This is a genomic window from Pseudarthrobacter chlorophenolicus, assembly GCF_000962805.1.
GTDB classification, from domain to species: Bacteria; Actinomycetota; Actinomycetes; order Actinomycetales; family Micrococcaceae; genus Arthrobacter; species Arthrobacter chlorophenolicus_A.
Map to the genome: position 1 here is coordinate 62,670 of NZ_JZTW01000008.1, position 24,824 is coordinate 87,493.

Annotated in this window: 21 protein-coding genes; 15 read left to right on the plus strand and 6 right to left on the minus strand. The window is 66.0% G+C overall.

Going from position 1 to position 24,824, the window contains the following annotated elements:
* Positions 1 to 168: 168 nt before the first annotated feature.
* Together UC32_RS21065 and UC32_RS10030 are read right to left on the minus strand one after the other, a co-directional pair.
* Positions 169 to 303 carry a hypothetical protein gene (locus tag UC32_RS21065; RefSeq protein ID WP_268747948.1) on the minus strand — a complete coding sequence of 45 codons (135 nt, stop codon included), beginning with the start codon at positions 301 to 303 and terminating at the stop codon, positions 169 to 171.
* Between the two features lie 328 nt (positions 304 to 631).
* Positions 632 to 1,627 (minus strand): patatin-like phospholipase family protein, encoded by a 996-nt coding sequence (locus tag UC32_RS10030; protein ID WP_200896364.1) that lies wholly within the window; start codon positions 1,625 to 1,627, stop codon positions 632 to 634.
* Positions 1,628 to 2,067: 440 nt separating this feature from the next.
* On the opposite strand from UC32_RS10030, the gene UC32_RS10035 reads away from it, so the two are divergent.
* The 6 genes from UC32_RS10035 to UC32_RS10060 all read left to right on the plus strand — a co-directional run bounded on the left by UC32_RS10035 (position 2,068) and on the right by UC32_RS10060 (position 9,000).
* Positions 2,068 to 2,967 carry a MurR/RpiR family transcriptional regulator gene (locus UC32_RS10035; RefSeq protein ID WP_045731084.1) on the plus strand — a complete coding sequence of 300 codons (900 nt, stop codon included), beginning with the start codon at positions 2,068 to 2,070 and terminating at the stop codon, positions 2,965 to 2,967.
* A gap of 26 nt (positions 2,968 to 2,993) precedes the next feature.
* Positions 2,994 to 3,986, plus strand: a complete 993-nt coding sequence (locus UC32_RS10040) for an NAD(P)-dependent oxidoreductase (RefSeq protein WP_327077620.1) — start codon at positions 2,994 to 2,996, stop codon at positions 3,984 to 3,986.
* Between the two features lie 34 nt (positions 3,987 to 4,020).
* Positions 4,021 to 5,568, plus strand: coding sequence for an aldehyde dehydrogenase family protein (locus UC32_RS10045; RefSeq protein ID WP_045731086.1), 1,548 nt, complete (start codon positions 4,021 to 4,023; stop codon positions 5,566 to 5,568).
* A 9-nt stretch (positions 5,569 to 5,577) separates the two neighbouring features.
* Positions 5,578 to 6,879, plus strand: a complete 1,302-nt coding sequence (locus UC32_RS10050; RefSeq protein ID WP_235423632.1) for a M20 family metallopeptidase — start codon at positions 5,578 to 5,580, stop codon at positions 6,877 to 6,879.
* A complete protein-coding gene (locus UC32_RS10055; protein ID WP_045731087.1) occupies positions 6,876 to 8,264 on the plus strand; it encodes a DUF3100 domain-containing protein in 1,389 nt (462 codons plus the stop codon). Before UC32_RS10050 ends, UC32_RS10055 begins: the two co-directional genes overlap by 4 nt.
* Positions 8,265 to 8,463: 199 nt before the next feature.
* Positions 8,464 to 9,000: a flavodoxin domain-containing protein gene (locus UC32_RS10060; RefSeq protein WP_052690554.1), complete on the plus strand. Its 537-nt coding sequence runs from the start codon at positions 8,464 to 8,466 to the stop codon at positions 8,998 to 9,000.
* A gap of 7 nt (positions 9,001 to 9,007) precedes the next feature.
* Here UC32_RS10060 and UC32_RS10065 read toward each other — a convergent pair whose 3' ends face one another.
* Positions 9,008 to 9,856: a hypothetical protein gene (locus UC32_RS10065; protein ID WP_045731089.1), complete on the minus strand. Its 849-nt coding sequence runs from the start codon at positions 9,854 to 9,856 to the stop codon at positions 9,008 to 9,010.
* Positions 9,857 to 9,875: 19 nt separating this feature from the next.
* Positions 9,876 to 10,814, minus strand: coding sequence for a LysR family transcriptional regulator (locus UC32_RS10070; RefSeq protein ID WP_045731090.1), 939 nt, complete (start codon positions 10,812 to 10,814; stop codon positions 9,876 to 9,878).
* A gap of 242 nt (positions 10,815 to 11,056) precedes the next feature.
* On the opposite strand from UC32_RS10070, the gene UC32_RS10075 reads away from it, so the two are divergent.
* Both UC32_RS10075 and UC32_RS10080 read left to right on the plus strand, forming a co-directional pair.
* Complete coding sequence (locus UC32_RS10075; RefSeq protein WP_045731091.1) at positions 11,057 to 12,184, plus strand: PrpF domain-containing protein; 1,128 nt, start codon at positions 11,057 to 11,059, stop codon at positions 12,182 to 12,184.
* 12 nt (positions 12,185 to 12,196) lie between these two features.
* Positions 12,197 to 13,654, plus strand: a complete 1,458-nt coding sequence (locus UC32_RS10080; RefSeq protein WP_045731092.1) for an SLC13 family permease — start codon at positions 12,197 to 12,199, stop codon at positions 13,652 to 13,654.
* 193 nt (positions 13,655 to 13,847) lie between these two features.
* Here the strand turns inward: UC32_RS10080 and UC32_RS10085 are convergent, their stop codons facing one another.
* Positions 13,848 to 14,396, minus strand: a complete 549-nt coding sequence (locus UC32_RS10085; protein WP_045731093.1) for a hypothetical protein — start codon at positions 14,394 to 14,396, stop codon at positions 13,848 to 13,850.
* A gap of 922 nt (positions 14,397 to 15,318) precedes the next feature.
* Here UC32_RS10085 and UC32_RS10095 point away from each other — a divergent pair.
* Both UC32_RS10095 and UC32_RS20775 read left to right on the plus strand, forming a co-directional pair.
* Positions 15,319 to 17,274 carry a BCCT family transporter gene (locus UC32_RS10095; protein WP_082072034.1) on the plus strand — a complete coding sequence of 652 codons (1,956 nt, stop codon included), beginning with the start codon at positions 15,319 to 15,321 and terminating at the stop codon, positions 17,272 to 17,274.
* A gap of 80 nt (positions 17,275 to 17,354) precedes the next feature.
* Entirely contained in the window at positions 17,355 to 18,452 is a 1,098-nt protein-coding gene (locus UC32_RS20775; RefSeq protein ID WP_052690556.1) for a DUF6226 family protein, read from the plus strand.
* Positions 18,453 to 18,584: 132 nt separating this feature from the next.
* Here UC32_RS20775 and UC32_RS10105 read toward each other — a convergent pair whose 3' ends face one another.
* On the minus strand, positions 18,585 to 19,445 hold the full coding sequence (locus UC32_RS10105) for a GntR family transcriptional regulator (protein ID WP_235423633.1): 861 nt from the start codon (positions 19,443 to 19,445) through the stop codon (positions 18,585 to 18,587).
* Positions 19,446 to 19,630: 185 nt separating this feature from the next.
* Between UC32_RS10105 and UC32_RS10110 the strand changes: the two genes are divergently transcribed.
* From UC32_RS10110 to UC32_RS10130, 5 genes are all read left to right on the plus strand, one after another.
* Complete coding sequence (locus tag UC32_RS10110; RefSeq protein ID WP_045731095.1) at positions 19,631 to 20,896, plus strand: RuBisCO large subunit C-terminal-like domain-containing protein; 1,266 nt, start codon at positions 19,631 to 19,633, stop codon at positions 20,894 to 20,896.
* A gap of 1 nt (position 20,897) precedes the next feature.
* Positions 20,898 to 22,196 (plus strand): four-carbon acid sugar kinase family protein, encoded by a 1,299-nt coding sequence (locus tag UC32_RS10115; protein ID WP_045731096.1) that lies wholly within the window; start codon positions 20,898 to 20,900, stop codon positions 22,194 to 22,196.
* Positions 22,197 to 22,249: 53 nt separating this feature from the next.
* A complete protein-coding gene (locus UC32_RS10120; protein WP_045731097.1) occupies positions 22,250 to 23,293 on the plus strand; it encodes a zinc-dependent alcohol dehydrogenase in 1,044 nt (347 codons plus the stop codon).
* A gap of 71 nt (positions 23,294 to 23,364) precedes the next feature.
* Positions 23,365 to 24,390, plus strand: a complete 1,026-nt coding sequence (locus tag UC32_RS10125) for a 2-keto-3-deoxygluconate permease (RefSeq protein WP_045731098.1) — start codon at positions 23,365 to 23,367, stop codon at positions 24,388 to 24,390.
* Positions 24,391 to 24,522: 132 nt separating this feature from the next.
* Positions 24,523 to 24,804 carry a hypothetical protein gene (locus UC32_RS10130; protein ID WP_045731099.1) on the plus strand — a complete coding sequence of 94 codons (282 nt, stop codon included), beginning with the start codon at positions 24,523 to 24,525 and terminating at the stop codon, positions 24,802 to 24,804.
* Positions 24,805 to 24,824 lie beyond the last annotated feature (20 nt).

Genomic DNA, 24,824 nt, shown 5'->3' on the forward strand with positions numbered 1-24,824 from the left:
TGCCCTTCGCGGATGGCGGCGCAACGAACGCCGTAGCCCTCGCGGAGCACGGGAGCCATAAACCGGACGTTGCGCGATAGTCATCCGGGCACCTATGGGCAGTTGCCGCACAGTGACGCGGGCGGCCAGACGGGGCTAGGAGTTCCCCATCCAGCCGCCCGCGGGCTTTTAGCGCTGGTTCTTGCGCGGCTTGGCGAAATTCAGCTCACTGTTTTCGTGCCTGGCCTTTTTATCAGCCCGTTTTTCAAGAATCGACTTGCCCGCTTTTTTCGCGGCGCCGCCTTTGGGGGATTTTCCGGACATCGGAATCACGCCTTTCTGTGCTTGCGTTAACCGATACCATACCCACTATTTATTTTTAAGCCAGTCCTGCCGGGAAGCACCCGCCGTCGGAACGAATCCCCCAAAAAACCGGGCAAGCAGGCGTGACTCAGGCGGTCAACCCGGCTGACGTCTTTCCACCGAAAGGCGCCTAGCTAGTCTTTTTCTGTAAGGGTCTAGTTACAGAAAAAGACCGGTATCGCCGTGGTTCTACGGATTCTCATAAAAATCGAAAAAGGGTGACGAAAAAACCAGAACAGCGCACAGTGTTGTACGCCGCAAAAAAGCAACCAAGACATCCTCCGGCGTGTCAGCGCCAGAATTCGCCAAGTTTCTCGGCGAGGTTCAGTCCCTGTTGATAGCCAGCGCGGGCAGCCGCCGGCCGCAGCGACACATCCATCGCATTGGCTCCGAACAGGTATTCAGAAGCGCCGTCCGGGAAGACCGTCTCAACCCTGCTGCCCCCGGCACGCAACCCGTTGACCTGCGATGCCAAGTCCATCCCCCAGTCAGTGGGTGTCCGCGATCTGCCGCCAAATGGAGAGAGGACGAGCACGCGTGCATATCCTGCCGCCAGGTCGGCATTCTCGGCGTTGGCCCGGTAGCCGCCGTCGATATAGGCACCCCCGCCGGCGCTGTACGCGAACCCGCTGGCACAGCTGGCAGCCACGGCATCCACGAGGTCCACTCCGCTGCCGCGGTCGAACACGACAGGGTGGCCCGTTTGGGCGTCCACCGCCGTGATGAGCGTGTACCGGTCCGGCCACAGCTGGCGCGGCAGCCGTGAAGCCACGGTGGCCCGCCAGCGGTCCGAAGGGTCGTAGTCGGCGGCCAGGTCCAGCGCCGCGGCGCCCATCTTGCGGCGCATGTCGGCCGCGTCCACGGACTCGGCGATGATCCTGCCCGTTCGCTCCAAATGGTTCACAGCCCCGCCAGCGGGTGATGGCTGCCGGGAGCCCGAACCCGAGCCGGCAGCACCGGCTTCAATCCGGGAACCCGCATCCACCGTTCCGGGGGCTGCTGCGCCTGCTGCCGGTCCAGACGCGGCCGGAGCCGCAGGTACCGCGCCCGACGCCGGCCTGCGGCTTAGTGGCGGGGTGTCAAGGATGGCGGTCAGCAGCTCAGCCGGGGTTGCGCCCGAGATTTGGGCCGCTGCGGTGGAGCCAGCCGATGTCCCGATGACGAGGTCGGCGCCGGTGACATCCAGCCCGGCCTCGGATAGACCGGCCATGACGCCGATCAGCCACGCATTGCCGGTGGACCCGCCGCCGCCCAGGACCAACGCCCGTTCACCGAATCGAGGCATCCGTGGGGTTGCGTCGATGCCCGCGGCAGAAGTCGCAGTTATACGAGGTGCGGAAGTGGACCCCGGAGAGCCCGCAGAAGCAGCATCAGAAGGTAACGAAGAAGGTGAAGACATGGGAGTCGCCTTTCGCGAATTGCCTGGTGGGGCGCTCCCGGCGGCGGCTAGCTCAGCCGCGTGATCGTGGACTGCCGGGGAGCACCCATTACGGATACAGCGTTCATGGGTCTCACCTCCTGCAGTCGGGTCACGATCACCGGAATCGTCGCACAGCATCACGCCGCTGCGCAATGGCCAAGGTTTTACATCCCCGAAATCAAAACACCTAGCCGCAAACGAAATTGCAGAGTACATTTGATGCAATCAGGTTTGCAGAGTGATCTACGGCACAAGCTTGCAAGACGGGCCGGCAGAACAAATCAGCGTTACAGGACGGGTACACCTTGAACACCAACGCCATCAGCGAGAAGGCCGCAGCAGGAGAAGCCGGTGAGGCCGGCACCTCGTCGGCGGCCTGGCTGGGCGATGCGCTGCCTGATGTTCCGCTCACGAAAGCCCAGAGCCGAGTGGTGGAGATCATCACCCGCAACCCGCAGCTCTCCTCTTATGCGGACATCGCTGAGATCGCCCAGCGCGCGGACGTCAACAATTCCTCGGTGGTGCGCACCGCGCAGCACCTCGGCTACCGGGGCTGGCCGGACCTGCAGCGCGAACTCCGCTCCCGCTACCTGGTGATGATCTCCACCGAGGACACCCTCACCGAGCACGGCGAACACCGCAGCCCCCTCCGCGAGGCCATCACGCACGACATCGAAAACCTCCGCCTGACGCTGGATTCCAACACCTCCGAGGAAGCCGAGGCAGCTATTGCGGCGATGGCCGCGGCCAAGTCCATCACCGTCGTCGGGATCGGCTCATTCGCCGGACCGGCAGGCGTCATGGCCCACCTGGGTTCCACCATGGGCTACCCAATCTCGCTGGAAAACCGCGCCGGCGTCCACCTCGCCTCCAGCACCAACAGCCTGGGCCCGGGCGACGTGCTGGTGGTCATCAACATGTGGCGCTCGGTGAAACACATCATCATCGCCGCCGAAGCCGCCAAGCAGGCCGGCGCCACCGTCATCGCCATCAGCGACCTGCGCCGCGGCCGCCTGGCCACCGCCGCCGACCACCTGCTGGTGGTCGCCTCCGAAGGCATCTCCTTCTTCCAGTCGGTCACCGCCGCCAATTCCCTGGTCTACGGCCTGCTCGCCGGCATGGAAGCCGCCCACCCGGAACGCAGCCGGGCCGCCATCCGCCGCACCCAGCAGCTCTGGAAAGACCTGGACATCTACCTCGACTAGCGCTGGTACCGCGCCAGCTTTCACTTATCCGCCAATCGCAAAAACCGCCTCAGGCACTCAGGAGTACCCGCATGAACGAGCCACAAAACCGCCGCATCGCCGTCATCGGCCTCGGCGCCATGGGCGGAGCCATGGCAGCCACACTGCACAAAGCCGGCTGGGAGGTCACCGGTTTCGACCCCTCTGATGCAGCTCGCGCAGCGGCAGCCAGCACCGGCGTCAGCACCACTGACAGCCTCGCCGCCGTGGCCGGGACGCCTTACGCTGTCCTCTCCCTGCCCGCGGCCAGCATCGTTGAAACCACGGTGCCGCAACTCCTTGCCGCCCCGGGAACCGTCGCCATCGTCGACACCACCACCTCCGAACCCGCCACCAGCAAGCACATGGCCGAACTCGCCGAAGCACAAGGCGCCGCCTTCATCGATGCTCCCGTTTCGGGAGGTCGCGACGGCGCCGCAACAGGCACGCTGAGCGCGTTCGTGGGTGCCACGGACTCCGCCCTTGCCGCCGCAGAGCCGGTCCTGCTCGCCCTCACCGGCGGGAACTACAGCCACATCGGCGGGCCCGGCAGCGGCAACGTGGTCAAACTCCTGAACAACGTCCTGGCGGCCGCAAACCTCGCCTCCGTGGGCGAAGCGCTGGGCGTGGCCAAGGCCTACGGCATCGATCCCGCGACGGCGGCAGCCAGCATCAGCGGCGCGTCCGGCGGCAGCAAGGTCTCGGCCACCATGTACCCCAACTGGGTACTCACCGGCACCCACGATTCCGGCTTCTCCATGGGACTGATGGCCAGGGACGCGTCCTTGGCCGTGGACATCGCGGAGCAGATCGGTGAGAAGCCGGAGCTGCTGGCCGCTGTGGCCAACCAGTGGCAGGACGCCCTGGCAGTGCTCGGCCCCAAAGCCGACTTCACCGAGATTGCCCGCACCGTGGCACCCGCCATCACCCCCGCCGGCGCGCCAGAGGCAGCTGCCGCACTGGGCGCCGGCACTCCCCGCCGCGTAGCCGACCGCGCATAAATCTTCCCCCGGACAACCCAAAGGAATCAGCATCTTGAGTATCACCACAGCACCAACATCCTCCTCGGCGGCCACCGCCAAGTCGGTCCTGGACGCCGCCTTCCCGAACGGCCTCGGCGCCTTCGTTGACGGCCGCGTGGCCACCGGCAGCGGCGACAGCATCACGCTCACGAGCGCTGCCACCGGAGAACCGTTCGCCACCTATGCGGACCCCGGCGCCGAGGGTGCCAACGCCATCCTGGAAAGTTCGACGGCGGGCGCCAAAGTGTGGGGCGCGCTGAACGGTTTCGAGCGGGCCGCCATCCTCCGCAACGTCAGCCGTGCGGTGGAGCAGCACGCCGAGGAACTGGCCATCCTGGAATCCGCCACCACCGGCAAGCCCATCCGCGACGCCCGCGTGGAGGCTGCCAAGGTAGCGGAAATGTTCGGCTACTACGCCGGCTGGGCGGACAAGCTCACGGGCCAGACCATCCCCGTCCCGGGCAACTGGCACACCTACACCGAGCGCGTGCCGTGGGGCGTCGTCGTCGCTATCACCCCGTGGAACGCGCCCATGTTCACGGCTGGCTGGAACTCCGCGGCCCCGCTGGCCGCGGGCAACGCCGTGATCATCAAGCCCAGCGAGTTCACCCCGGCGTCGTCGGTCCGGCTGGCACAGATCGCCCATGAGGCAGGCCTTCCGGCAGGCGTCTTCAACGTGGCCGCAGGCCTGGGCCAGACCGTGGGAGCAGCCCTCACCACTGACCGGCGCGTGGGCAAGGTCAGCTTCATTGGTTCCGTTCCCACGGGCCGCCGCGTGGCAGTGGCCGCAGCCCAGGCGGGCATCCCCGCACTGCTGGAGCTCGGTGGCAAGAGCGCCAACATCGTCTTCGCCGACGCCGACCTGGAGCGCGCCGCCGAAGGCGCCATCTCCGCCATCTTCTCCGGCGCGGGCCAGTCCTGCGTGGCCGGGTCCAGGCTCCTGGTGGAACGCAGCGTGCACGCCCGGTTCGTGGAAATGGTGGCCGAAAAGGCTGCCCTGCTCCGCGTGGGCGATCCCCTCAGCGCGGACACCGAGGTGGGCCCCATCATCACGCCGCAGCAGTTCGCCACGGTCACCAGCCTGATCGAGGCGGGAGTGGACGACGGCGGCCGTCGCCTCACCGGGGCCACGTTGCCGGAGTCGTTGAGCGGCCCGGCTTTGAAGGGCGGCCACTGGGTGATGCCCACCCTCCTGGACGGCGTCACCCCGGCGAACCGCCTGGAAACCACGGAGGTCTTCGGCCCGGTGGTGGGCGCCGACGCGTTCGATACCGAAGCCGAGGCCATCGCACGCGCCAACAACACCAACTTCGGCCTGGCCGGCGCCGTGTGGACCTCGGACGTCTCCCGCGCCCACCACGTGGCCCGCGTGGTCAAGGCTGGAACCTTCTGGATCAACGCCTACAAGACCATCCACGTTGCCGTACCGTTTGGCGGCTTTGGGGACTCCGGCCACGGCCGTTCCTCGGGCCCGGGCGTGCTGGATGAGTACACGCAGGCCAAGGCCATCTGGGTGCCCACCCGCGCGGCCGGTTCCCCGTTCCCGTCGCTGTCCTACTAGGAGAAACCCATGGACACCACTGAAACTACAGGCGCCAAGACCACCGGCACGGAAACCGCCGGCACCGGCGCAACCAGCGCCGACCCGACCCCGGCGGCGGACGCGCTGCGGGCGGCCCTGGCTGACGGCGTCGAACGCTGGAAGCCCCAGGTGGAGGCGCTGGCCCGGGGCATCCACGGCTACAAGGAAGTCTCCTTCGAGGAAGTCCAGTCAGCAGAGGCTATCGCCACACTGCTGGAAGAGGGCGGTTTCGAAGTGGAGCGCGGCACGTCCGGGCTGCCCACAGCCTTCTCCGCGAGCGCAGGCAGCGGCGACCTCACCGTGGCGCTGTGCGTGGAGTACGACGCACTTCCGGGCATCGGCCATGCCTGCGGGCACAACCTGATCGCCGGCGCCTCGGTGGCGGCAGCCCTGGCCCTGCGGCCGCTGGTGGATGAACTCGGCATCACGCTCAAGGCCATCGGCACCCCGGCGGAGGAGCACGGCGGCGGCAAGGCGCTCATGCTGGAGCGTGGAGCGTTCGACGGCGTGGGGCTGGCTTTGATGGTCCACCCGGTCCAGGACGGGCTCACCTACAACCCTGCCGGGACCAGCGCCCAGGCCGTGGGCCGGTACAAGGCAACGTTCACCGGCAAGGCAGCCCACGCGGCAGCTGCCCCGCACCAGGGCGTGAACGCGGCCGACGCCGCGGTGCTGACCCAGGTGGCCATCGGCCTGCTTCGCCAGCAGATCCCGTCCGACCACCGGATCGCGTGCTACGTGGCGGAGGCCGGACACGTCACCAACATCATCCCGGAGAAGGCCGTGGTGGAGTTCGAGTGCCGGGCCTTCACCCTGCGGGAGTTCCATGCCCTGCTGGAGCGCGTCCGCCGCTGCTTCGAGGGCGCCGCGATCGCCACCGGAACCACGTTGGAGTATGAGGACACCGAGCCCCTGTATGAACCGCTGCTCCAGGACGACGACCTCGCGGCAAACTGGACCTCAGCGATGGACGCGTTCGGCAAGGACACGTCCCGGTCCTCGGGACTCAGCGGCGGCTCAACGGACATGGGCAACATCTCCCAGGTCATCCCGTCCCTGCATCCGTGGCTGAGCATTCCCGGCGCGGACGTCCCCATCCATTCGCATGCGTTCGCCGCCCTGGCGGACACTCCCCCGGCGTACGGCGTGATGTTCGAGGCAGGCACTGCCTTGGCCTGGACCGTCGCCGCCGCTGCCTCAACCCCCACCCAACGGGACCGCTTCACCCAGGCGGCATACCGCCGTCGTACTTCCCCCCAGGAAGCTTTCACCCAGGAAGGCGCATCATGAGCACTGCCAAAACAGCCCGGATCGAGACCGCCGGCACCAGGCTGACCCTCCCCATCGGCGCCCTGGCGTTCGTCATCGCCCTGGCCGTCCAGTTCATCGGGCAGGCCAAGATCGATCTTGGTATCGGCGCCATCATCATCTTCCCCATGGTGTGGGGCCTGATCCTCGGCCTGCTGGTCTCGGTCCAGAAGTTCAAGCCGCTGGGCATTGACCTGCAGCGCGTGGCCGCAGCACTGGTAGGCGTGGCGGTGCTGCTGCTGGTGGCCCGGCTGGCGTTCAACATCGGCCCCAGCCTGCCCACCCTGCTGAAGGCCGGCCCCGCGCTGTTGCTGCAGGAAGTGGGTCACCTGCTGGGCACCATCATGCTGGCGCTGCCCCTGGCCGTGCTGCTGCGCATGGGCAAAGCCACGGTGGGTGCCACGTTCTCGCTGGACCGCGAGCCGTCCTTCGCCATGGTGTCCGAGAAGTACGGGCCGGACTCGGACCAGTACCGCGGCGTGCTGGCCATGTACGTGTTCGGGACACTGTTCGGCGCCGTGTTCATCACGCTGCTGACCTCGCTGGTGGCCAACTGGAAGATCTTCGATCCGCTGGCCCTGGCCATGGGCGCCGGCGTGGGCTCGGGTTCCATGATGGCTGCGTCGGTGGCGAGCATTACCGCCGCCTACCCGGGCGACCAGGAAGCCGTGCTGGGCATGGCCGCCGTGTCCAACCTGATCACCACCGTGCTGGGCGTCTACGTGGGCATCTACATTGCGCTGCCGCTGGCGGACAAGTTCTACCGGGTGCTGACCCGCAAGCAGGAAAGCAGGCAGGCGGTGGTGGCCGGTGCCGGTGGAACGGGCGCGGGTGTTGCTGCCGGTCCCAGCGCCGCCGAGTTGGAGCGTGAAGCAGCACAGGCCGAGGAAAACCGGTTGTTCCGCGAGCGCGTGGCCGAATCGTCCGCAGCCATGAAACTGCCGCTGTGGCTTTCGTTGTCCGTGCTGACAGTCCTGGGCATCGGCACCGCGTCCGTTGCAGCGAAGGGCTTCAGCCTCAGCATTGTGGGCGGCTACGCCGTAATGCTGGCGCTGGTACTGGTCAGCATCGCCTTGGCAAAGCTGACCAGGAAGATCTCGGCGATCGTCTTCATCACCACCATCGGTGCCTACATCTCCAGCCCGTGGTTCTTCGCGGCCGAGCCTCTGAACGCCGCCGTCAAGACCGTGGACTTCCTCTCCATCGCCACCGTGATGCTCACCTTGGCCGGCCTGTCCCTCGGCAAGGACATCCCGCTGCTGAAGAACATCGGCTGGAAGATCATCCCGGTGGGCCTCGTTGCCATCACGGCATCGTTCCTGCTCTCCACCGTGATCGCCGAGTTCGCCCTGGGGCTCTGGCACTGACGCAGCATTAGTCTCCGAGGCTCAGCCAGCGCGGCACCCAACAGAAGCGGACGACGGCGGGAGGTGCCCGGCGTCGTCCGCTTCCGTGTGGTGGCGCGTCCGGAAGGCTGTGCTCACCGGGGACGTTCGGCCCTACGTCCGCGTGGACGGGCTTGGCAGAGTGGATTCGACGGGTATGTACAGCTTGAGGAGGCCGGCGGTGAGCAGGATCTACATCCCCTACGGGACCACCGAGGGGCAGACGGCGAAGATCGCCGAGTTCATCGCGGACGTGTTCCAGGCGCACGGCCACGACGCCACAGCAGCAGACATCAAGGACGCCGGCGATGCCATCCCTGACGGTTACGACGCCATCTTGGTGGGCGCCTCCGTGCATGTGGGCAAACACGAGAAGTACGTGGGGGACTTCGTCCGCAAGAACCGCGAGACCCTGGAAAGGCTGCCGTCAGCACTGTTCTCGGTCAGCATGGCGGCGCACGGTGACACCGAAAGCGCAGAGGGTTATGTGGGGAAATTCGAGGACGAGACCGGCTGGCGTCCCGTGCAAGTGGGGCTGTTCAGCGGCGCCATCCCCTACACCCACTACGGGTTCGTCAAACGCCTCATCATGAAACGGATCGCCAGCAGCCAGGGGTCCCCGGACACCGACACGTCCCGCGATTACGTCTACACGGAGTGGGACGGCGTGAAACATTTCGCGGAGGATTTCCTGGCCCGGCTGCAGCCCGCGAGCTGACGTCCTGTTACTGCGCTGCGGGCTCGGAAGTCCGGTCCTTCGGCGCGCGCGGCTTCGCCTGCCTCACCTTGGTCCGGCGCTTCCGCCTCCGCCGGCGCTGGCCGGGGATGACGAACGGCGGCCGGGGCGCACCCAGCCTCGGCCCCGTCCAATACCGCCCACCGACCAGGATGCCGGCCAGGGCACCGTACGCCCATGCGCCCGGCATCCCCATCTGGCCAGTGGCGCCACCAACGAAGATCAGAACGAAGTAGATGACGGGAATCACCAGCAGGAGCCCGTTCCTGACGCCCAGGGCAGGCGGGAACCGGAAAAGCGCCCAGCCTGCCAAGGTTGCGGCGGCGAGAATTGCGACACTGGCCGGTGTCGGTGAGACCACCTGCGGCAGCACGCTTCCCATCGCCAGAAGCACCACCGCACAAGCGGCATTGATGAGCGCGAGCCGCCATCCGCCGTCGTACGTGCCGTCTTCCCGCAGGACGCGCTTGCGCGGCCGGAATTCTGCGCCCGTCCCCCGCCCGGACCAGACGTGGCCGCCGATAATGCCGCCCACCAGGAAACCGACAAACCAGGGCGCCGCCGCCGGGATGGGCAGCCGCTCCGCCACGTCGATGGAGGTCAGGGTGAAGTAGTTCAGCAGGAGAGTCCACTGCATCACCACGAACGCCCTGGCAGACTGCGAGGCCACGCGATAGAGGACGAACGCGTACACCGCGCCGATCGAAAGGAACGGCAGGGTCTGCGGAATCACGCCTCTGGCCAGCCAGGCAAACACTCCGAGCAACACAGCGATCAGGGTGCCGTAGAAAATACGCCCGGCCCACACGTCGTTTTTCAGTAAATTCTTACCCCCCACAGGTCCAAGGGTAGGCGACCTAGAGGTAATCGCCCGCCCGTTCCCGGGCGATCTCGAGCAGCGTGGTCTGGAAGGCCACTTCGGCCGGGGCGTAGACCTTGTCCTGGCGCTGGGCGAGCAAAACACGGCGCAGCGGCGCTTCGTCGCCGAGGCTGAGCACGCGGACGTCCGGGTGTTGGAGCGCGACGGCGGTTCTGGGCACCATGGCCACGCCCATCCCCACGCTCACCATGGCCTGCGCTTCCTGGTAGTCGTTGGCGAGGAAACCGATGGTGGGTTCGAACCCGGCGTCGTGGGCGGAGCGCTGAAGTACCTCCACCACCGGGTGGGCTTCCGCGCGGACAATCCACGACTCGTTGCGCAGGTCCTCCATGCCCACCTGCTCCTTGTCGGCGAGAGGATGGCTGGCCGCCACCAGGATGACGGTGCTCTCGCGGAACACCTCGGTGACCCGGATGGAATCGTTCTGGAACCTGTTCCACGGGTAGTCCCACAACAGGCAGAGCCCCGTCACACCGGACTGCAGGTCTGCCACGAGCTCATCGAAGCGGGCGCTGCGCAGCGAGAGGCTGATGGCCGGGTACCGCTTCTTGAAGGCACGGATGACGATGGGCAGGAACGATCCGGCCAGCGTGGGGAACGTGCCCACGGTCAGGGCTCCCCGTTTGAGCCCGGCAATCTGGTCCAGGTCTGACTGTGCCGCCTTCATCTGGCGCAGGATCTGGCGGGCATGGCCGGCCAGCACCTGACCGGCCTCCGTGGGCACCACGCCGCGGGAGCGGCGGGTCAGGAGCGGCTGCCCCACTTCCTGCTCCAGCTTGCGCAGCTGCTGGGACACGGCGGACGGCGAATACATCATCAAATCCGCCGCAGCAGTGATGGATCCCTGCTCCACCACCTCCAGCAGGACGGCCAGGCGGCGCATATCGAAAAGTTGCGCATCGTCATCGTGAAGCATCGCTTAATCCCTTACCAGAATTGGTTTATTCAGTTCATACGGACTGGCATCCTTGCACTTGCAACGGCGCTACCCACTCCGGACTCAACTGATCACCAGTGCTGAGCATCCGCAGGCTCAGTGATTGAAGCGATGCTACATCCCCCTTCAAGTATTGAACATTGTCTTAAGTTGTGATCCGGATCAATCTTTTATCAGGGCCCCTCGCAAGAACCGAGGCAATGAGGAGATGTGAAAGACCAATGAAGATCGAAGCAGAGTGGATGCGCGGAGGCACCAGCAAATGCTGGGTGTTCGAAGCCGGCCATCTGGGTGAAGGCACCAGCCTGGACTCGCTGCTCCCCCGCGTGTTCGGCAGCCCGGACTCGCGGCAGATCGACGGCGTGGGCGGAGCAACCTCAACCACCAGCAAGGCCATGATCCTGCACCGTCCGGACCACGAAGACATCGACGTCGACTTCACGTTCGCCCAGGTGGGCATTGAAGAGGCGGCAGTGGACTGGGGCAGCAACTGCGGCAACTGCTCGGCAGTGGTGGGCCTCTACGCCATCGAAAAAGGATGGGTTGTCCCCACCGGCGACGTCACCAGGATCGTCACCCGCAACACCAACACCGGCCAGGTCATCGTTCAGCGGGTGGCCACACCCGCCGGCGCCCTGCCGATCGTTCCCGATGCGCAGATGCCGGGCGTCCCTTTTCCCGGCTACCGCGTGGGGCTGGGCTTCCAGGACCCCGCCGGGAAGACCACCGGCGCCCTGCTGCCCACCGGCTCAGCCACAGACACCATCACCGCCGGTGGAACCCGCTGGACCGTGTCAATGGTGGACGCCGGCGCACCGGTGGTCATCGTCCGCGCGGAGGACCTCGGACTGGACCCGGCCCGCTACGAAAACTGGCAGGCCGGCGTCGAACTCCAGCTCGACACGCTGGACCAGATCCGTCGCCAGGCAGCCGTCCGCATGGGCCTGGCCCCCACCACCGCCCAGGCGGCCCGGGCCATCCCGAAGCTTGCCATCGCCGCCGCCCCGGTTGCCGACCAGGCCCAGGCAACAGATGGCAGCGACATCAACGTCATGATGCTCTCGATGGGCAGGCCCCACCCGGCGCTGGCCATCACCGGCAGCATCGCCCTGACGCTGGCGGCCCGCACCCCGGGAACCGTCCTGCACCACATGACAGGCGGCACGCAGGGTGCCGCGCTGAAGCTGCGGACCCCTGCCGGGGTCCTCGAAACCTGGACCGAAGAGAAGGACGGCGCCGTAATTGTCGGCGTCGACCGCACGGCCCGGACCATCGCCACCACCGTGATCCACCTCCCGGAGGCCCTCGGCAACGCTGCCGAGGAGGCCCTCGCGGGAGCCACTCGATGAGGAGTACCTGCCATGACTAACACTGTTCAACAGCCAAACCGCACCGCAAAGGAGACTCCGGAACAGGAGTCCCCGGAGCAGCGATCCCCGCGCAACAACCGCCGCCGCCGTATCCTGCTGGTGTCGGTGGTCGGCATCGCCCTTCTTGGTGTGCTTGCCCTCGTCCTGGCGGGGGGCGTCTTCAACCAGGCGTCCACCGGGGAATCGGAGCACAGCATGACCGCGGTACAGATCATCCCGCTCATCATCCTGGTGGTGATGTTCGTGGTGGCCACCAAGTGGCCGCTGAACATCGGCGTGATGGGGCTGGTGGCCTCCTTCGGCGTCGGCTATTTCATGCTGGGCATGGATGACAAGGAAATCCTCGCGGACTTCCCCGCCAACATCGTCATCACCATCATCGGCGTGACCTACTTCTTCAGCATGGCGCAGCGCAACGGCACCATCGACATCATTGTCCAGACCTGCGTCCGCCTGGTCCGGGGCAAGACGCTCCTGCTCCCCTGGGTGTTCTTCCTGATGGCCGCAGCCCTCACCGCGCTGGGCACCTTCTCCCCCGCCGCCGTCGCCCTCCTGGCACCGGCCGCCATCGGCCTGGCGTACGAGTCCCGCATCCACCCCGTCCTGATGGGCGCGTTCATCATCAACGGCGCCCACGCCGGCGGCTTCTCCCCGCTGTCCGTGGCCGGCGTGCTGGTGCATGACATCGCCGTCAAGAACGGCTTCCCCATCTCGCAGGGCTCCCTGTTCATCGCAAGCTTCGCCATCAACCTCATTCTGTCCGCCCTGACCGTGGTCCTCTTCGGCCTGCTGGGCAAGCTGCGCGACGGCGACGGTGTGCACGCCGACCTCGAAACTCCCGCCATGGGCCGCCCGCACGGCCAGCAGGTCCTCACCCTGGCCCTCATCGGCGCCCTGCTGGTCTGCGCCCTCGGCTTCCACATGCCCATCGGCTTCGTGGCCCTCAGCGCCGGGCTCCTCCTGGCATTCGTCAACATCAAGGAGCACAAGACCTTCATCGGCGGCATCTCCTGGTCCACCGTGCTGCTGGTGGCCGGCATGATCACCTACATCTCCCTCCTGCAGCACGTTGGCGTCATCGACACCCTCGCCGAGATGGCGCTGGCCCTGGGCGCACCGCTGCTGGTGGCACTGGTCCTCTGCTACGTCATCGGCGTCGGCTCAGCCTTTGCGAGCTCGACGGCGCTGCTCACCGCGTTCATCCCGCTGGCGGGACCGCTGCTGGCCAGCAGCACGCTGAGCTCCTCCGGCACGGTGGCCGCACTCGCCATCGCCGCCACCGTCGTGGATGTCTCCCCGTTCTCCACCGACGGCGCCCTGGTGGTGGCCAACGCCCGGGAAGACGACCGTCAGCGCGTCTACAAGCAGCTCATGATGTACGCCGGCGGCGTGGTCCTCGTCGCCCCCGCGCTGGCCTGGGGACTGCTGGTTCCCACCGGCATCATGTAAGCCCGGGTGCCGCTCCCGCACTCCCTTCGCAACAGGAACCCCGAAAGTCGGGCGCAGGAGCGCGCATCCGTCAGTCAAAAGGCAGGACCCGCCACGGGTCCTGCCTTTTGGCATGGGTGATGTTCTGGCCCTAGTGCGACGGAGACCCGGCGTGTACTCGGATGATCCAGAACACGGGAGGAAACCTTCCCAGCTAGTTGCGAGCCTCCCGGTGCTCCGTTCCTGCCAGTGATGCTTCAATTCGGTCGAGTGTAGCGGCCCGAGCGGCCACGTCGACCGGTCCCTCATCAGTTTGCAAGGGAAGTACCAGGGCGTTCGCCTCCAGGCGGTTGAACTTGTCCCATTTGGTGGCGGCATAGCGGGGACCCGAAGTCGCTTGAATGCGAATATTGAAAGGTTCACCCCGGGCGATGCTCGTCCTTCCAAGGACGGGCTGGAATGTCAAGGTTCCGGGCGACGGTGTTACCAGGCCAATATTCCACTTCCGATAACGGTCGCTTTTAGGGGCTTGCGGCCGGCGGATGTAGCACTCAATCTGGCCTTTCTCGGCGAGCTTCCGCAGAGTCTTCCGCCGTCGGCGCACAAGGAACAGAAACATTAGACCGATTATGAAAACGTAGATGACGGTCCCTATTGCCGCATCACCGGCCGTGTCGCCCGAAACTATTTTGATGAGAAAGTTGATGCCACCTAAGACCGAGATCGAAAGAATGAGGTACCAGTAGAAGCGCTTCTCGGTCATGCCTGAGTGTAAAACACGGGAGCAGGGCAGGCGCACCAACGCGTCTAGCGGAAGCAGGGCGATTTCAGTGCCGCAAAAGCAGATTCAGGCTGGCAAACAGGAATGCGGCGCCGGCGATCGCAAACAACACGCCTGTTGCTAGCCAGGTCCCTGGTGGGATCCGTTCAGCTGCCTGGCGTCCGCGCTCTCCAGCGATCATTTGCATCCATTTCTGATGCCCCTTTGAGACGGCGACCCGAAGGACGGCTACTGCTGAGCCAACCGTCAGGAATATCAGCCCGAATACCGCCAGCGTTAGTTCCTGTAGAACCACAGCGCCTCCCCGGGTGATTCGTGGCTAGCTTGAAAGGGCTAGATTACTCGGTCCGCCACTGCGAATCAGCGGGGAAAGATGCCAGGATTCTTTCTTTTAGTCCGAACAAGCCGTCCTACGGATTCAACGAGTAAACAGGACTATGGCTATCGCCACTCCAATGAGGACGCTACCTAGCCCGACAACGACCATGTACCCAGGCTCTGGGCGAACCATAAATTTGGCGCCCTTGCCGAACATTGATCGCTGAGAGTCTTCCATCAATTTACTGAAGGCTTTGCGTTTCATGATCAAAAGGGCGCCGAGGAGAATGGCGACTCCGGCGACGAAGATTCCAATGAGTGACTCCACGATCTTGGTATCCCATCTATAGTTGGCGGCCAGCCGGCCCGTCGCAGAGCTCAGTTGAACGGATCATATCTTTCTTGGCGAGGTGTCTCCCGTTACCGTGTGCGCGGTCGCACACCCTTCCCACCCCGGCTCCGCCGTCCCCGGTCAGTAGAGTTGCATGCGGCACACGAAGCACCGAACAGACCGATACGACACACGATGAGCGTCCGAAACAGCAGTCTGAGCGTTGCAGAGGGCGCATGAGGGGAATTTGGGGACATGTCCGCCACACCAGGCACAAGGACCATCAGCAAGCCACCAGGGCAGCCGCCCGAAACGGGGAAGGCTCCCGACGGGAAGGCTCCCGACGGGAAAGGCACGGGGCGTCCCCCCGGGGCCGCCAACCACAAGGTCACCCCATGGGTGTTCTGGCCCGCAGCAGGCATCATCTTCCTGTTTGTCCTGTTCGCCACGATCTTCCCAACAGCCGCCACGGATCTGTTCGGAACCATCCAGGGCAACGTCATCAAATGGTTTGGCTGGTACTACGTGGCGGCCATCGCCGTCTTCGTGGTGTTCGCCCTGTGGATCGGCCTGAGCCGGTACGGCGACATCAAGCTGGGCAAGGATGAGGACGAACCCGAGTTCTCCGTGATGTCCTGGTTCGCGCTCCTGTTCGCCGCAGGGATGGGCATCGGGCTCGTCTTCTTCGGGGTCGCGGAGCCGCTGAACCACTTCGCCTCCCCGCGCCCTGGCCTGGAAGGCTCACCCCTGACCCTCGCACAGCAGGCGATGACGCAGACGTACCTTCACTGGGGCCTGCACGCCTGGGCCATCTACGTGGTGGTGGGCGTGTCGATCGCTTATGCGGTGCACCGGCGGAACCGCCCGATTTCCATCCGCTGGACCTTGGAACCGCTGCTGGGCAGGCGGCGGGTGGCCGGTGCCTGGGGCAACCTGATCGACGTCGTGGCACTGGTGGGCACGCTGTTCGGCGTTGCCACGTCCCTGGGACTTGGCGTCCTGCAGATCTCGTCCGGCCTGGAACAGGCCAACATCGCCGAGGCCACCACCATGACGCAGATCGGCCTGATTCTCTGCATCATCACGCTGACCATCATTTCGGTGGTGTCCGGCGTGGGCAAGGGCATGAAGTGGCTCTCCAACATCAACCTGATCCTGGCCGGGCTGCTGCTTCTGGTGGTCCTGTTCGCCGGCCCCACGCTGTTCCTGCTGCGCGAGTTTGTGCAGTCGATCGGCCATTATCTGCAGAACGTCCTGGGCCTGACGTTCAACACCATGGCCTTCTCCGGCGCCGAAGGCGAGGCCTGGCAGGCGGCCTGGACCACGTTCTACTGGGGCTGGTGGATTTCCTGGGCGCCCTTCGTGGGGATCTTCATCGCCCGCATTTCCAAGGGCCGCACGGTCCGGCAGTTCGTGGGCGGCGTCCTCCTGGTGCCCACCACCGTGGGATTCCTCTGGTTCTCGGTGCTGGGCGGCTCGGCCATCCACCGTGAGCTGTTCGGCTCGGGAGGCCTGGTCAGCGCCGACGGCACGGTGGACACCGAAGGGGCACTTTTCACCCTCCTGGGCAGCCTTCCGGGCGGAGGCGCCCTCACCGTGGGCGCCATCCTGCTGATCGCCATCTTCTTCATCACCTCGGCGGATTCCGGCGCCCTGGTGATGGGCATGATCTCCACCGGCGGCGACGTGGAACCACGGAACTGGCTGCGGATCTTCTGGGCACTGGCCTCCGCTGCCGCCGCAATCGCCCTGCTCCTCGCCAACGGCCTTGAAGCAATCCAGACGGCGGCAATCCTGACGGCGGTGCCGTTCAGCGTGGTCATCATCCTCATGTGCATCTCCACGGCCAAGGCCTTCCACCTGGAACACGCCACCCTGATGCGGGCACAGCGGAAGCTGGCCCGCGACCAGATGACAGCCCACGTTACCGAGCACGTCCAGGAGACTATGGCCGACTCGGTCCAGGAGCACTACCAGGAGCACCTGGCCGACCAGGTCCAGGACCAGATCAGCGAAGCCGTGGAGGCCCAGCTGAGCGAGCGGGCGGCCACTGAAGCTTCCGAAACCGCTGCACCGGTGCGCAAACCCGCCGCAAACCCTAGCCGGACCTCGGCAAGCAAAAAGGACAGGAAGCGTACGACGACGGGTGCCCGCCCGGCGTCGTACGCTTCCTTTTTGGTGCGTGGGGCTACAGCCCGCAACGGGCGCTGATTCGCGGCTGCGGCTAGGATCGCGGCATGGGGTCAGCGGGGGAATTGTTCGAGGGAGAGCCAACAGGATTGCCGGAGCCCATGGCGCTCGGCAGCGCAACCTACCGGCTGGCGTCGGACCCGGCTCCGCCTGTCAGGCACCTTGGCGGCTACGAGCGGTTCGTCGCGTTCTGCGCGGGCCAGGGCGTCGAGGCCGTGGAGCTTGCCGCGGATCCCGTCAGGCTCATTGGATTCTTGCGCACCTTCGGCAAGGACATCGCTGCCGATGCGGGGCTCAAGCAGGCGGCAGGCGTGTTTGCGGGCAACACCCTGGCACGGGCCAGGCCGGATGCGGCATGGACAGCGTACGAGGGCGCACCCGCCATGGTGGGGACGGACGACCTCCGGTTCGAAGTCGGCCGCCTGCTCGACGCCCTGCGCGAAGCGGACGAAGCATCACTCCAGGGGTTCATTACTAAAGTGTCCGAGTGGGCCGGGGATAGGCCGGATCCGCCGATGATGCATCCTCAGCCTGCATTCCTCCCGGCAGCCCCGGGCTACGTCCGGCCCGGCCTTCCGGAGGATACGTACTACGCCGAAGACGGCACCGTCATTCCCTACGGCCGGAGGTGGGGCGACGGGCCGCCTGACCCGGACTCATACAGCGTCACCAGCCACACCGAGAGGTTCGCGGGGCTGCACCTGGTGGCCCGCGCCGTCATCGATCACCTGGCGGCCGTGTACGACGTGGAAGTCCGCGAGGACAATGCTGTGACTGCCGACTTGCTGGTGGATGTCCGGGACGTAGTCGCCGCTGTGAACGTCACGCCGCAAGACCCCGGCGCAGCCCCGCTGACCTTCGTGCTGACCGGTTTTCCTGGAGTTGTGGTCCACGCGGGCGCGCTGCACGATTTTCCTTTTCCCGTGTGTGGCTGCGATGCGTGCGACGAGACCGTGCTGACACAGGCCGACCGGCTGGAGCGGCTGGTCCTCAGCGTGGCGGCCGGCGGATATGCCGAACGCTACCCGGTGGGACGCCGGCGGTGGCGGGAATATGCGCTGACGGCGTTCGACGGATCCGGCGCGGAAAGCGGCAAAGGCGAGCCCGGCCCCATCGACGAAACCAGACTCCAGGAGGCGGAAATCCGGCTCAGGGACGTCCAGGGCGGCTGGGCGCCCTGGCCGTTACGGCGGCGCTAAGCGGCAGCACTGGGTAGCGCACATCAGGAATTCGGAGCCGCAAGGCTGAGGACGAGAATCTGAGGAGCGGGTTCAGTGAAGCCTTGTCAGGAGAGCGACGGCGACCAAACCCAAACTGGCCGCTGCCTTTTGTCAGCGGCCGCCCTCCTGCAGGTTGTCCAATTCCGCTTCCAGTTGCCGGGTGAGGCTCCTCAGGCGCCGCAGGTGCTCCTGGCTGACACGGCCGGGCTGGGAGGTAACCTGCGCGTCTACATCAAACACGGTGTTGGGGCTGTGCCACACATTGAACCACTCGAGGCCGTGTCCCAAGGCGTCCCGGGTGACACCCTGAAGCAGCAGAACCGGCTCCCTGGCATTGATGCCGAGCATCGTCGCCAGCTCTGGATCTGCTGAAACGGCCTGCACCTGGCGGGGACCACCGGCCGGATGATACCCATGGTCGCGCATGAGCCCCAGGAGCGACGTGTCTTCAAGCAGCTCAGCGGTGAAGTGCGGGAAGAAGTCCCGCGGCACCCAGGTCCGCATGAAGGCCACCGGAAGGTCATCAAGGTAGCGGACGCGTTCAATCCTCCACGTGTTGTCCGTGTTCAACGCGTCGATCCCTGCCTGTGGAGGGGTGGCCGGCTCAACCGTTATGACGTGGGTACGAAGGCGCTGGCCATGCGCGGCCGCCTGTTCGTCCAGGCCACCCGCCTGTTGTACGTGCCGCCGCAGCACCGGCGTAGCCGCCACCACACTGCCGCGGCCCCGCTGCCGTCGTATCAGCCCGAGATCGGCCAGGCCGGCCAGCGACTGCCGTACAACGCTGCGTGAGACCCCGAACTGACGCTGGAGTTCCTCCTCCGTGGGCAAGGACGCCCCGGGGGGAAGCGCCAGGTCAACGATCTGGCGGTGCAGGATGTCCCGGATTTGGGCATGCAGGGGGCCGCCTTCCTCCCGGCTCAGCCGGCCGGTGCGCACCGGCCCGGTGGCGCCAGTTTCTGTCGGTCCCACGCTCACTTTGACTCCTTTGCCGCTCTGGAAATGATAGCCCTCCCGCCGGGCCGGGCCGGGCTGAACGGGAAAGTCAGCTCTTGACGTGACTCGCACCACTAGATATTGTACGTATCAAAGGTACGTACAACTTAGCAATGAAGCAGTTGTCGGACCCGCACGATTCAACCCGTATTGGAGTTTCCATGCGCGATCCGCGCTCGGTGCGTTGCACCTACTACTTAGAGTCCGAAATGGATCCGGAGAAGGCTGCCGCCATCATGGCTGGCGAGCAGTCCAGCGGCACCTTCCTTCCCGTGCCGGGTGAGTCGGCCCGGATCCGCGAGCGGCATGCAGCACACATCGTGGAGGTGCAGGAACTCGGCTTCTGCAAGCCGTCCCTTCCCTCGCGTGCCAACCCTGAAAAGGTCCGCGCCGCATTGGTGACCGTTGATTTCCCCATGGAAAACGTCGGCGCCGACCTGGCCACGCTGCAGACCGCCATTGCCGGCAACCTGTTTGAGCTGGGCGACCTATACGCCTGCAGGCTGCAGGACATGGTCCTCCCGGAAGACTTCGTGGCCGCCCACCCGGGGCCCGCCTTCGGTATTGAAGGGACCCGCAAGCTGATCAGTGACGTCCAGGGCGTAATGGTCGGCACCATCGTCAAGCCCAACATCGGACTCTCCGAAGAGGAGTTCCGCCTGGTGGTCCGCGACTTGGCGTTGGCCTCGATCGACCTGATCAAGGACGACGAGCTGATGACCGACCCCGCCTACCTGCCGCTGGAACGCCGAGTGGCGGTGGCCACGGAAGAGATCCGTGCCGCCGAGCAGCTGACCGGCCACTCCACCATGTACGCCTTCAACATCACCGGCGACCTCGCCGGGCTGCAGAAGCGCCACGACACCGTGGTCAAGGCCGGGGGCCGCTGCGTCATGCTGAACATCCCGGTCATGGGGATGCCTGCCTTGGCCCTCCTGCGCAGCTTCGCCGAGGTGCCCATCCACGGCCATCGTGCCGGCCTCGCCGCATCCATGCGGTCCAAAGCGCTGGGCATGGATTACCGGGTATGGCAGCAGATGGCCCGGTTGGCCGGCGCCGATCACCTGCACGCCAGCGGCCTGGGCAGCAAGTTCTACGAACTCGACGACGAGGTGGCCGAGAACATCCGCGGCCTGCTTAAGCCGCTGGGCCAGACCGTCACACCGCTTCCTGTCCTCTCTTCCGGGCAGAACGTGACCACTCCCGGGCCTACGTTCGAGGCGATCGGCTCGACGGACCTGATGATGCTCGCCGGCGGCGGCGTCGCGGCCCACCCGGACGGACCCGGTGCGGGCGTCCGCAGCCTCCGCCAGGCATGGGAGGCGGCCGTGGACGGCATTCCACTGCTGACGGCAGCCACCCGGCGGGCGGACACTGGAGATGACTCCCTACTGCATGCGGTCCAAACATTCGGGAAAGGTGCCTGACATGCCGGCTTTTGGTTTCGTCGCGGACGACCTTACGGGAGCCGCCGATGTCTTGGCCCAGGCACACCGCTATGGTCTCGAAGCAGCCTTGGTCATCGGTGACGCGCCGTTACCCACGGACGTTGACGTCGTCGGATTCGCCGGACCGGCACGCTCCCTGTCAGGAGCAGCTTTCGACACCCTGGTGGGCCGGGACCTCGCAGGAATCGCAGCCCTGAACCTGGACGTGCTCCTCTACAAGGTCTGTTCAACCTTCGACAGCTCCCCCACGCTGGGCAGCATCGGCCGGGGCATCGAACTGCTGCATGAGCAGTTCCCGCTGCATGGTGCAGTCCCGGTAGTGCCTGCCCAGCCTGGCTTTGGCCGGTACACGGCATTCAGCAACCACTACGCCACGTACTCGGGCCAGGTCTACCGGCTGGACCGCCACCCGGTCATGTCCCGGCACCCTTCCACTCCGATGTCCGAGGCAGACCTCCGCGAAGTCCTGGCCGGTCAGCTCGCCTCCGGCACGGGTCCGGGTGCGATCCACCTGCCGGCCTACGCGGACGGCACTTTCAAGGACGCCTGGGCCGAGCGGCGCCGGGAACAGGGAGCACAAGCCTTCGTGGTCGACGCCGTTGACGAGCTCCACATGGATGCCGTCGCGGAAGCCCTCACGCGGGAAGAACACGGCCACGGGCCATCGCTCGTCGTCGGTTCCGGCGGCATCATGGCAGCCCTGGCCAAGACCGTCTCCGACCATGCTCCGGCGGGGCCCGGGCCGCAACAAGCTTCCGGACCCGCCCTGGCAGTCAGTGCCTCGGCATCGAGTACGACGGCGAACCAGATCAGTGATGCGGTGGAGCACGGTTGGGTGGAGGTACCTGTGCCCGCGGAACTACTGGCACGCCACGACCCTGAGCTTGTGGCCGCACTGGACAAGCGCGTGGCGGCGGAGCTCCTGGCCGGCAACAACGTGGTGGTCCATACGACCCGGGGCGCGGCGGACCCGCGCTACGGTGCAGGCAAACCCGTCGACGCCGGGTACGTCGGCACACTGATCGGCGGCATCGCCGCCCGGACGGCCGCTGCCGGCCTCACCCGCGACATCGCCGTCTGCGGCGGGGACACCTCCAGCCATGCCCTGATCGCCATGGGCGTCCGCCAGTTGAGGGTTTCCAGCCAGTTTGTCACCGCCGGGCCGGTCCTCCGCGCCGACGGCGCCTCTGCCGTCGCCGGATGCCGCCTGCTGCTCAAAGGCGGCCAGGTTGGTCCCATCGACATCCTGCGCCGGTTTGCCGGCGAGCCCCTGAACTAACACACCTCAAGACACCTCTCACGCATCACCAGACCCCATGAAAGGCGGCCCCCATGCGGGCAGTAGTCAAGAACGCAGCCGAGCGGGGCGTCCAGTACGTCACCGATGCCGGCGACCCCAAGGCAGCAGAAGGCTCCGTCGTCATCGAAGTCGGCGCGGCCTCGCTGTGCGGCACCGACCGTGAACTGTACGAATGGACGCCCTCCGCACAAGCCTTCAACCTCAACCTTCCGGTCACCCTGGGTCACGAAGGCGCGGGCACAGTCGTCGAGATTGGCCCCGGTGTCACCGGGCTCAAGGTGGGCGACCAAGTGGCGCTGGAAAGCCACCTGACCTGTGGCCAGTGCTTTCCCTGCCGCACCGGCGACGCCCACACCTGTGAACGCACCGGCATTCTCGGCATGCACATCGACGGTGTCTTCGCCGAGTATGCGGCGGTCCCCCAGGACATCTGCGTCAAACTCCCCACCGGGCTCTCGCTCGAATCCGGGGCATTGCTGGAAGCTGCCGGCGTCGCGGTCCACGCCATCCAGCGCGCCAACTACTCCGTGGCAGGACGGGCCGTGTTGGTCAGCGGCGCCGGACCGGTGGGACTGGTGGTGGTGAACCTCGCGCTGCTGATGGGCGCCAGCCACGTCATCGCCGTCGACCCCAACCCCTACCGCCGTGCCCAGGCCGAAAAGCTTGGCGCCACTGCGCTGCACCCCTACGACGGGATCGTGGAGCGCTGCCGCGAGCTGACCGGCCACCGCGGCGGATTCGACGTCGCCTTCGAATGCTCGGGAGCCCCCGGCACCCTGGCCACGCTCTTCGAAGCCGTCCGCCGGGAAGCCACCGTCATCACCGTTGGCCACCCGAGCCGCCCGGCCGAGGTGGACATCGCCGCCTTCATCAACAAAAAGGGCATCACCCTGCGCGGCATCTTCGGCCGCCGGCTCTGGGAAACCTGGGAACAGAGCCTTCTGCTGCTCGACTCTGGCAAGCTCGAGCTGGACTGGCTCATCACCCACCGCAAGAAGCTCAGCGAGATCGACGAAGCCGTCGAGCTGCTCACCGGCGACGCCTGCAAAGTCCTGCTCATCCCGGGCCTGGGCTAACCCACCAGCATCGGAACAAGGCGCCCCCACCGCACAGTTCCACCCCCACTTAGCATTCACAGGAGAAATCAATGTCGATTCCCATTAAGAAAGCCCTGGAGAAGGTCCCCGGCGGCATGATGCTGGTGCCCCTCGGCATCGGCGCCGTCATCCACACCCTGGCACCGGACGCCGGAAAATTCTTTGGCTCCTTCACCGGCGCCTTTTTCACCGGCCTGGCGCCGCTGCTGGCCGTGTTCTTCGTGTGCCTCGGCGCCACCCTGGAGATCAAATCCACGCCGTACATCCTCAAGAAGGGCGGCGTGCTCCTAGGATCCAAAGTGCTGTTCGCGGTCCTCGTCGGCGTCATCGCCGGTCGCCTGCTCGGTGAACTACCCATCGAAGCCGGAGTCCTTGCGGGCTTGTCCACGCTCGCCCTCGTGGCCGCGCTGAACGACACCAATGGCGGGCTCTACATTTCACTGATGGGACAGTACGGCCGCAAACGCGACGCCGGGGCCTACTCCATCCTGTCGCTCGAATCCGGCCCCTTCCTGACTATGGTCACCTTGGGCATCGCCGGCCTCGCGGCTTTCCCGTGGCAAGCCCTGGTCGGTGCCATCCTGCCCCTGGCCCTGGGCATGCTCCTGGGCAACCTGGACAAGAACATGCGGAACCTCCTGGCTCCGCTGGTCCCCGCCATGGTGCCGTTCCTGGGACTCGCCCTCGGCCTGACCATCAACCTCAACGCCGTCGTTGAAGCAGGACTGCTCGGCATCGCCCTTGGCCTCTTCGTGGTCTTCGTGGGCGGCACGGTGCTGCTGCTGGCGGACAAACTCACCGGCGGCGACGGCGTGGCCGGCCTCGCCGCGGCCACCACGGCAGGCAACGCCGCGCTGGTTCCTGCCATCGTGGCCACCGCCAACCCCGTGTACGCCCCAGCAGCCGAACACGCAACCGTCCTGGTGGCAGCCTCCGTCGTCGTCTCCGCCATCCTCTGCCCCATAGTGACCTCAGCCTGGGCACGCAAGGTTCAGAAGAGGGAGCAGCGCGAGGACGTCCCTGAGGGCCGGGAGCAGGAAACACCGGCCCACCACGGGGTAGAACCGCAAAACTGACCCCAGCGCTCCGTCCGGACTGATCCGGACAAAATCCGGGAAAGAGACGACGGCGGGACGCGGCTTGGGAGCCCCGTTCCGCCGTCGTTCGTTCACCGGACATTCCCCGCCGCACAGCTGACAAGGACCGCCATGAATACCAATGCCTACGCTGCCTGTACTTCAGTTACTCCGGAAGGCCGGCTGCTGACCTTCCACAATTGGGTGCATCTCAACCGGGGCGACAGGATCACCGTTAGCCGACCCGGACATCTGCCCCAGCCCGGCACGGTGGACGACGTCAGCGACGATGCCAGTTACTTCTGGGCGAGGATCGACGGCCTGGGAAGGGTCCTGGTTTTTCACGGGGATGGGTCGGTGGTCCACACGTTCCATCTCGCCGCCGGCCGGCACCACACCAGCCACTCCGTCTGAACTCTCAGGCCCCGGAACCC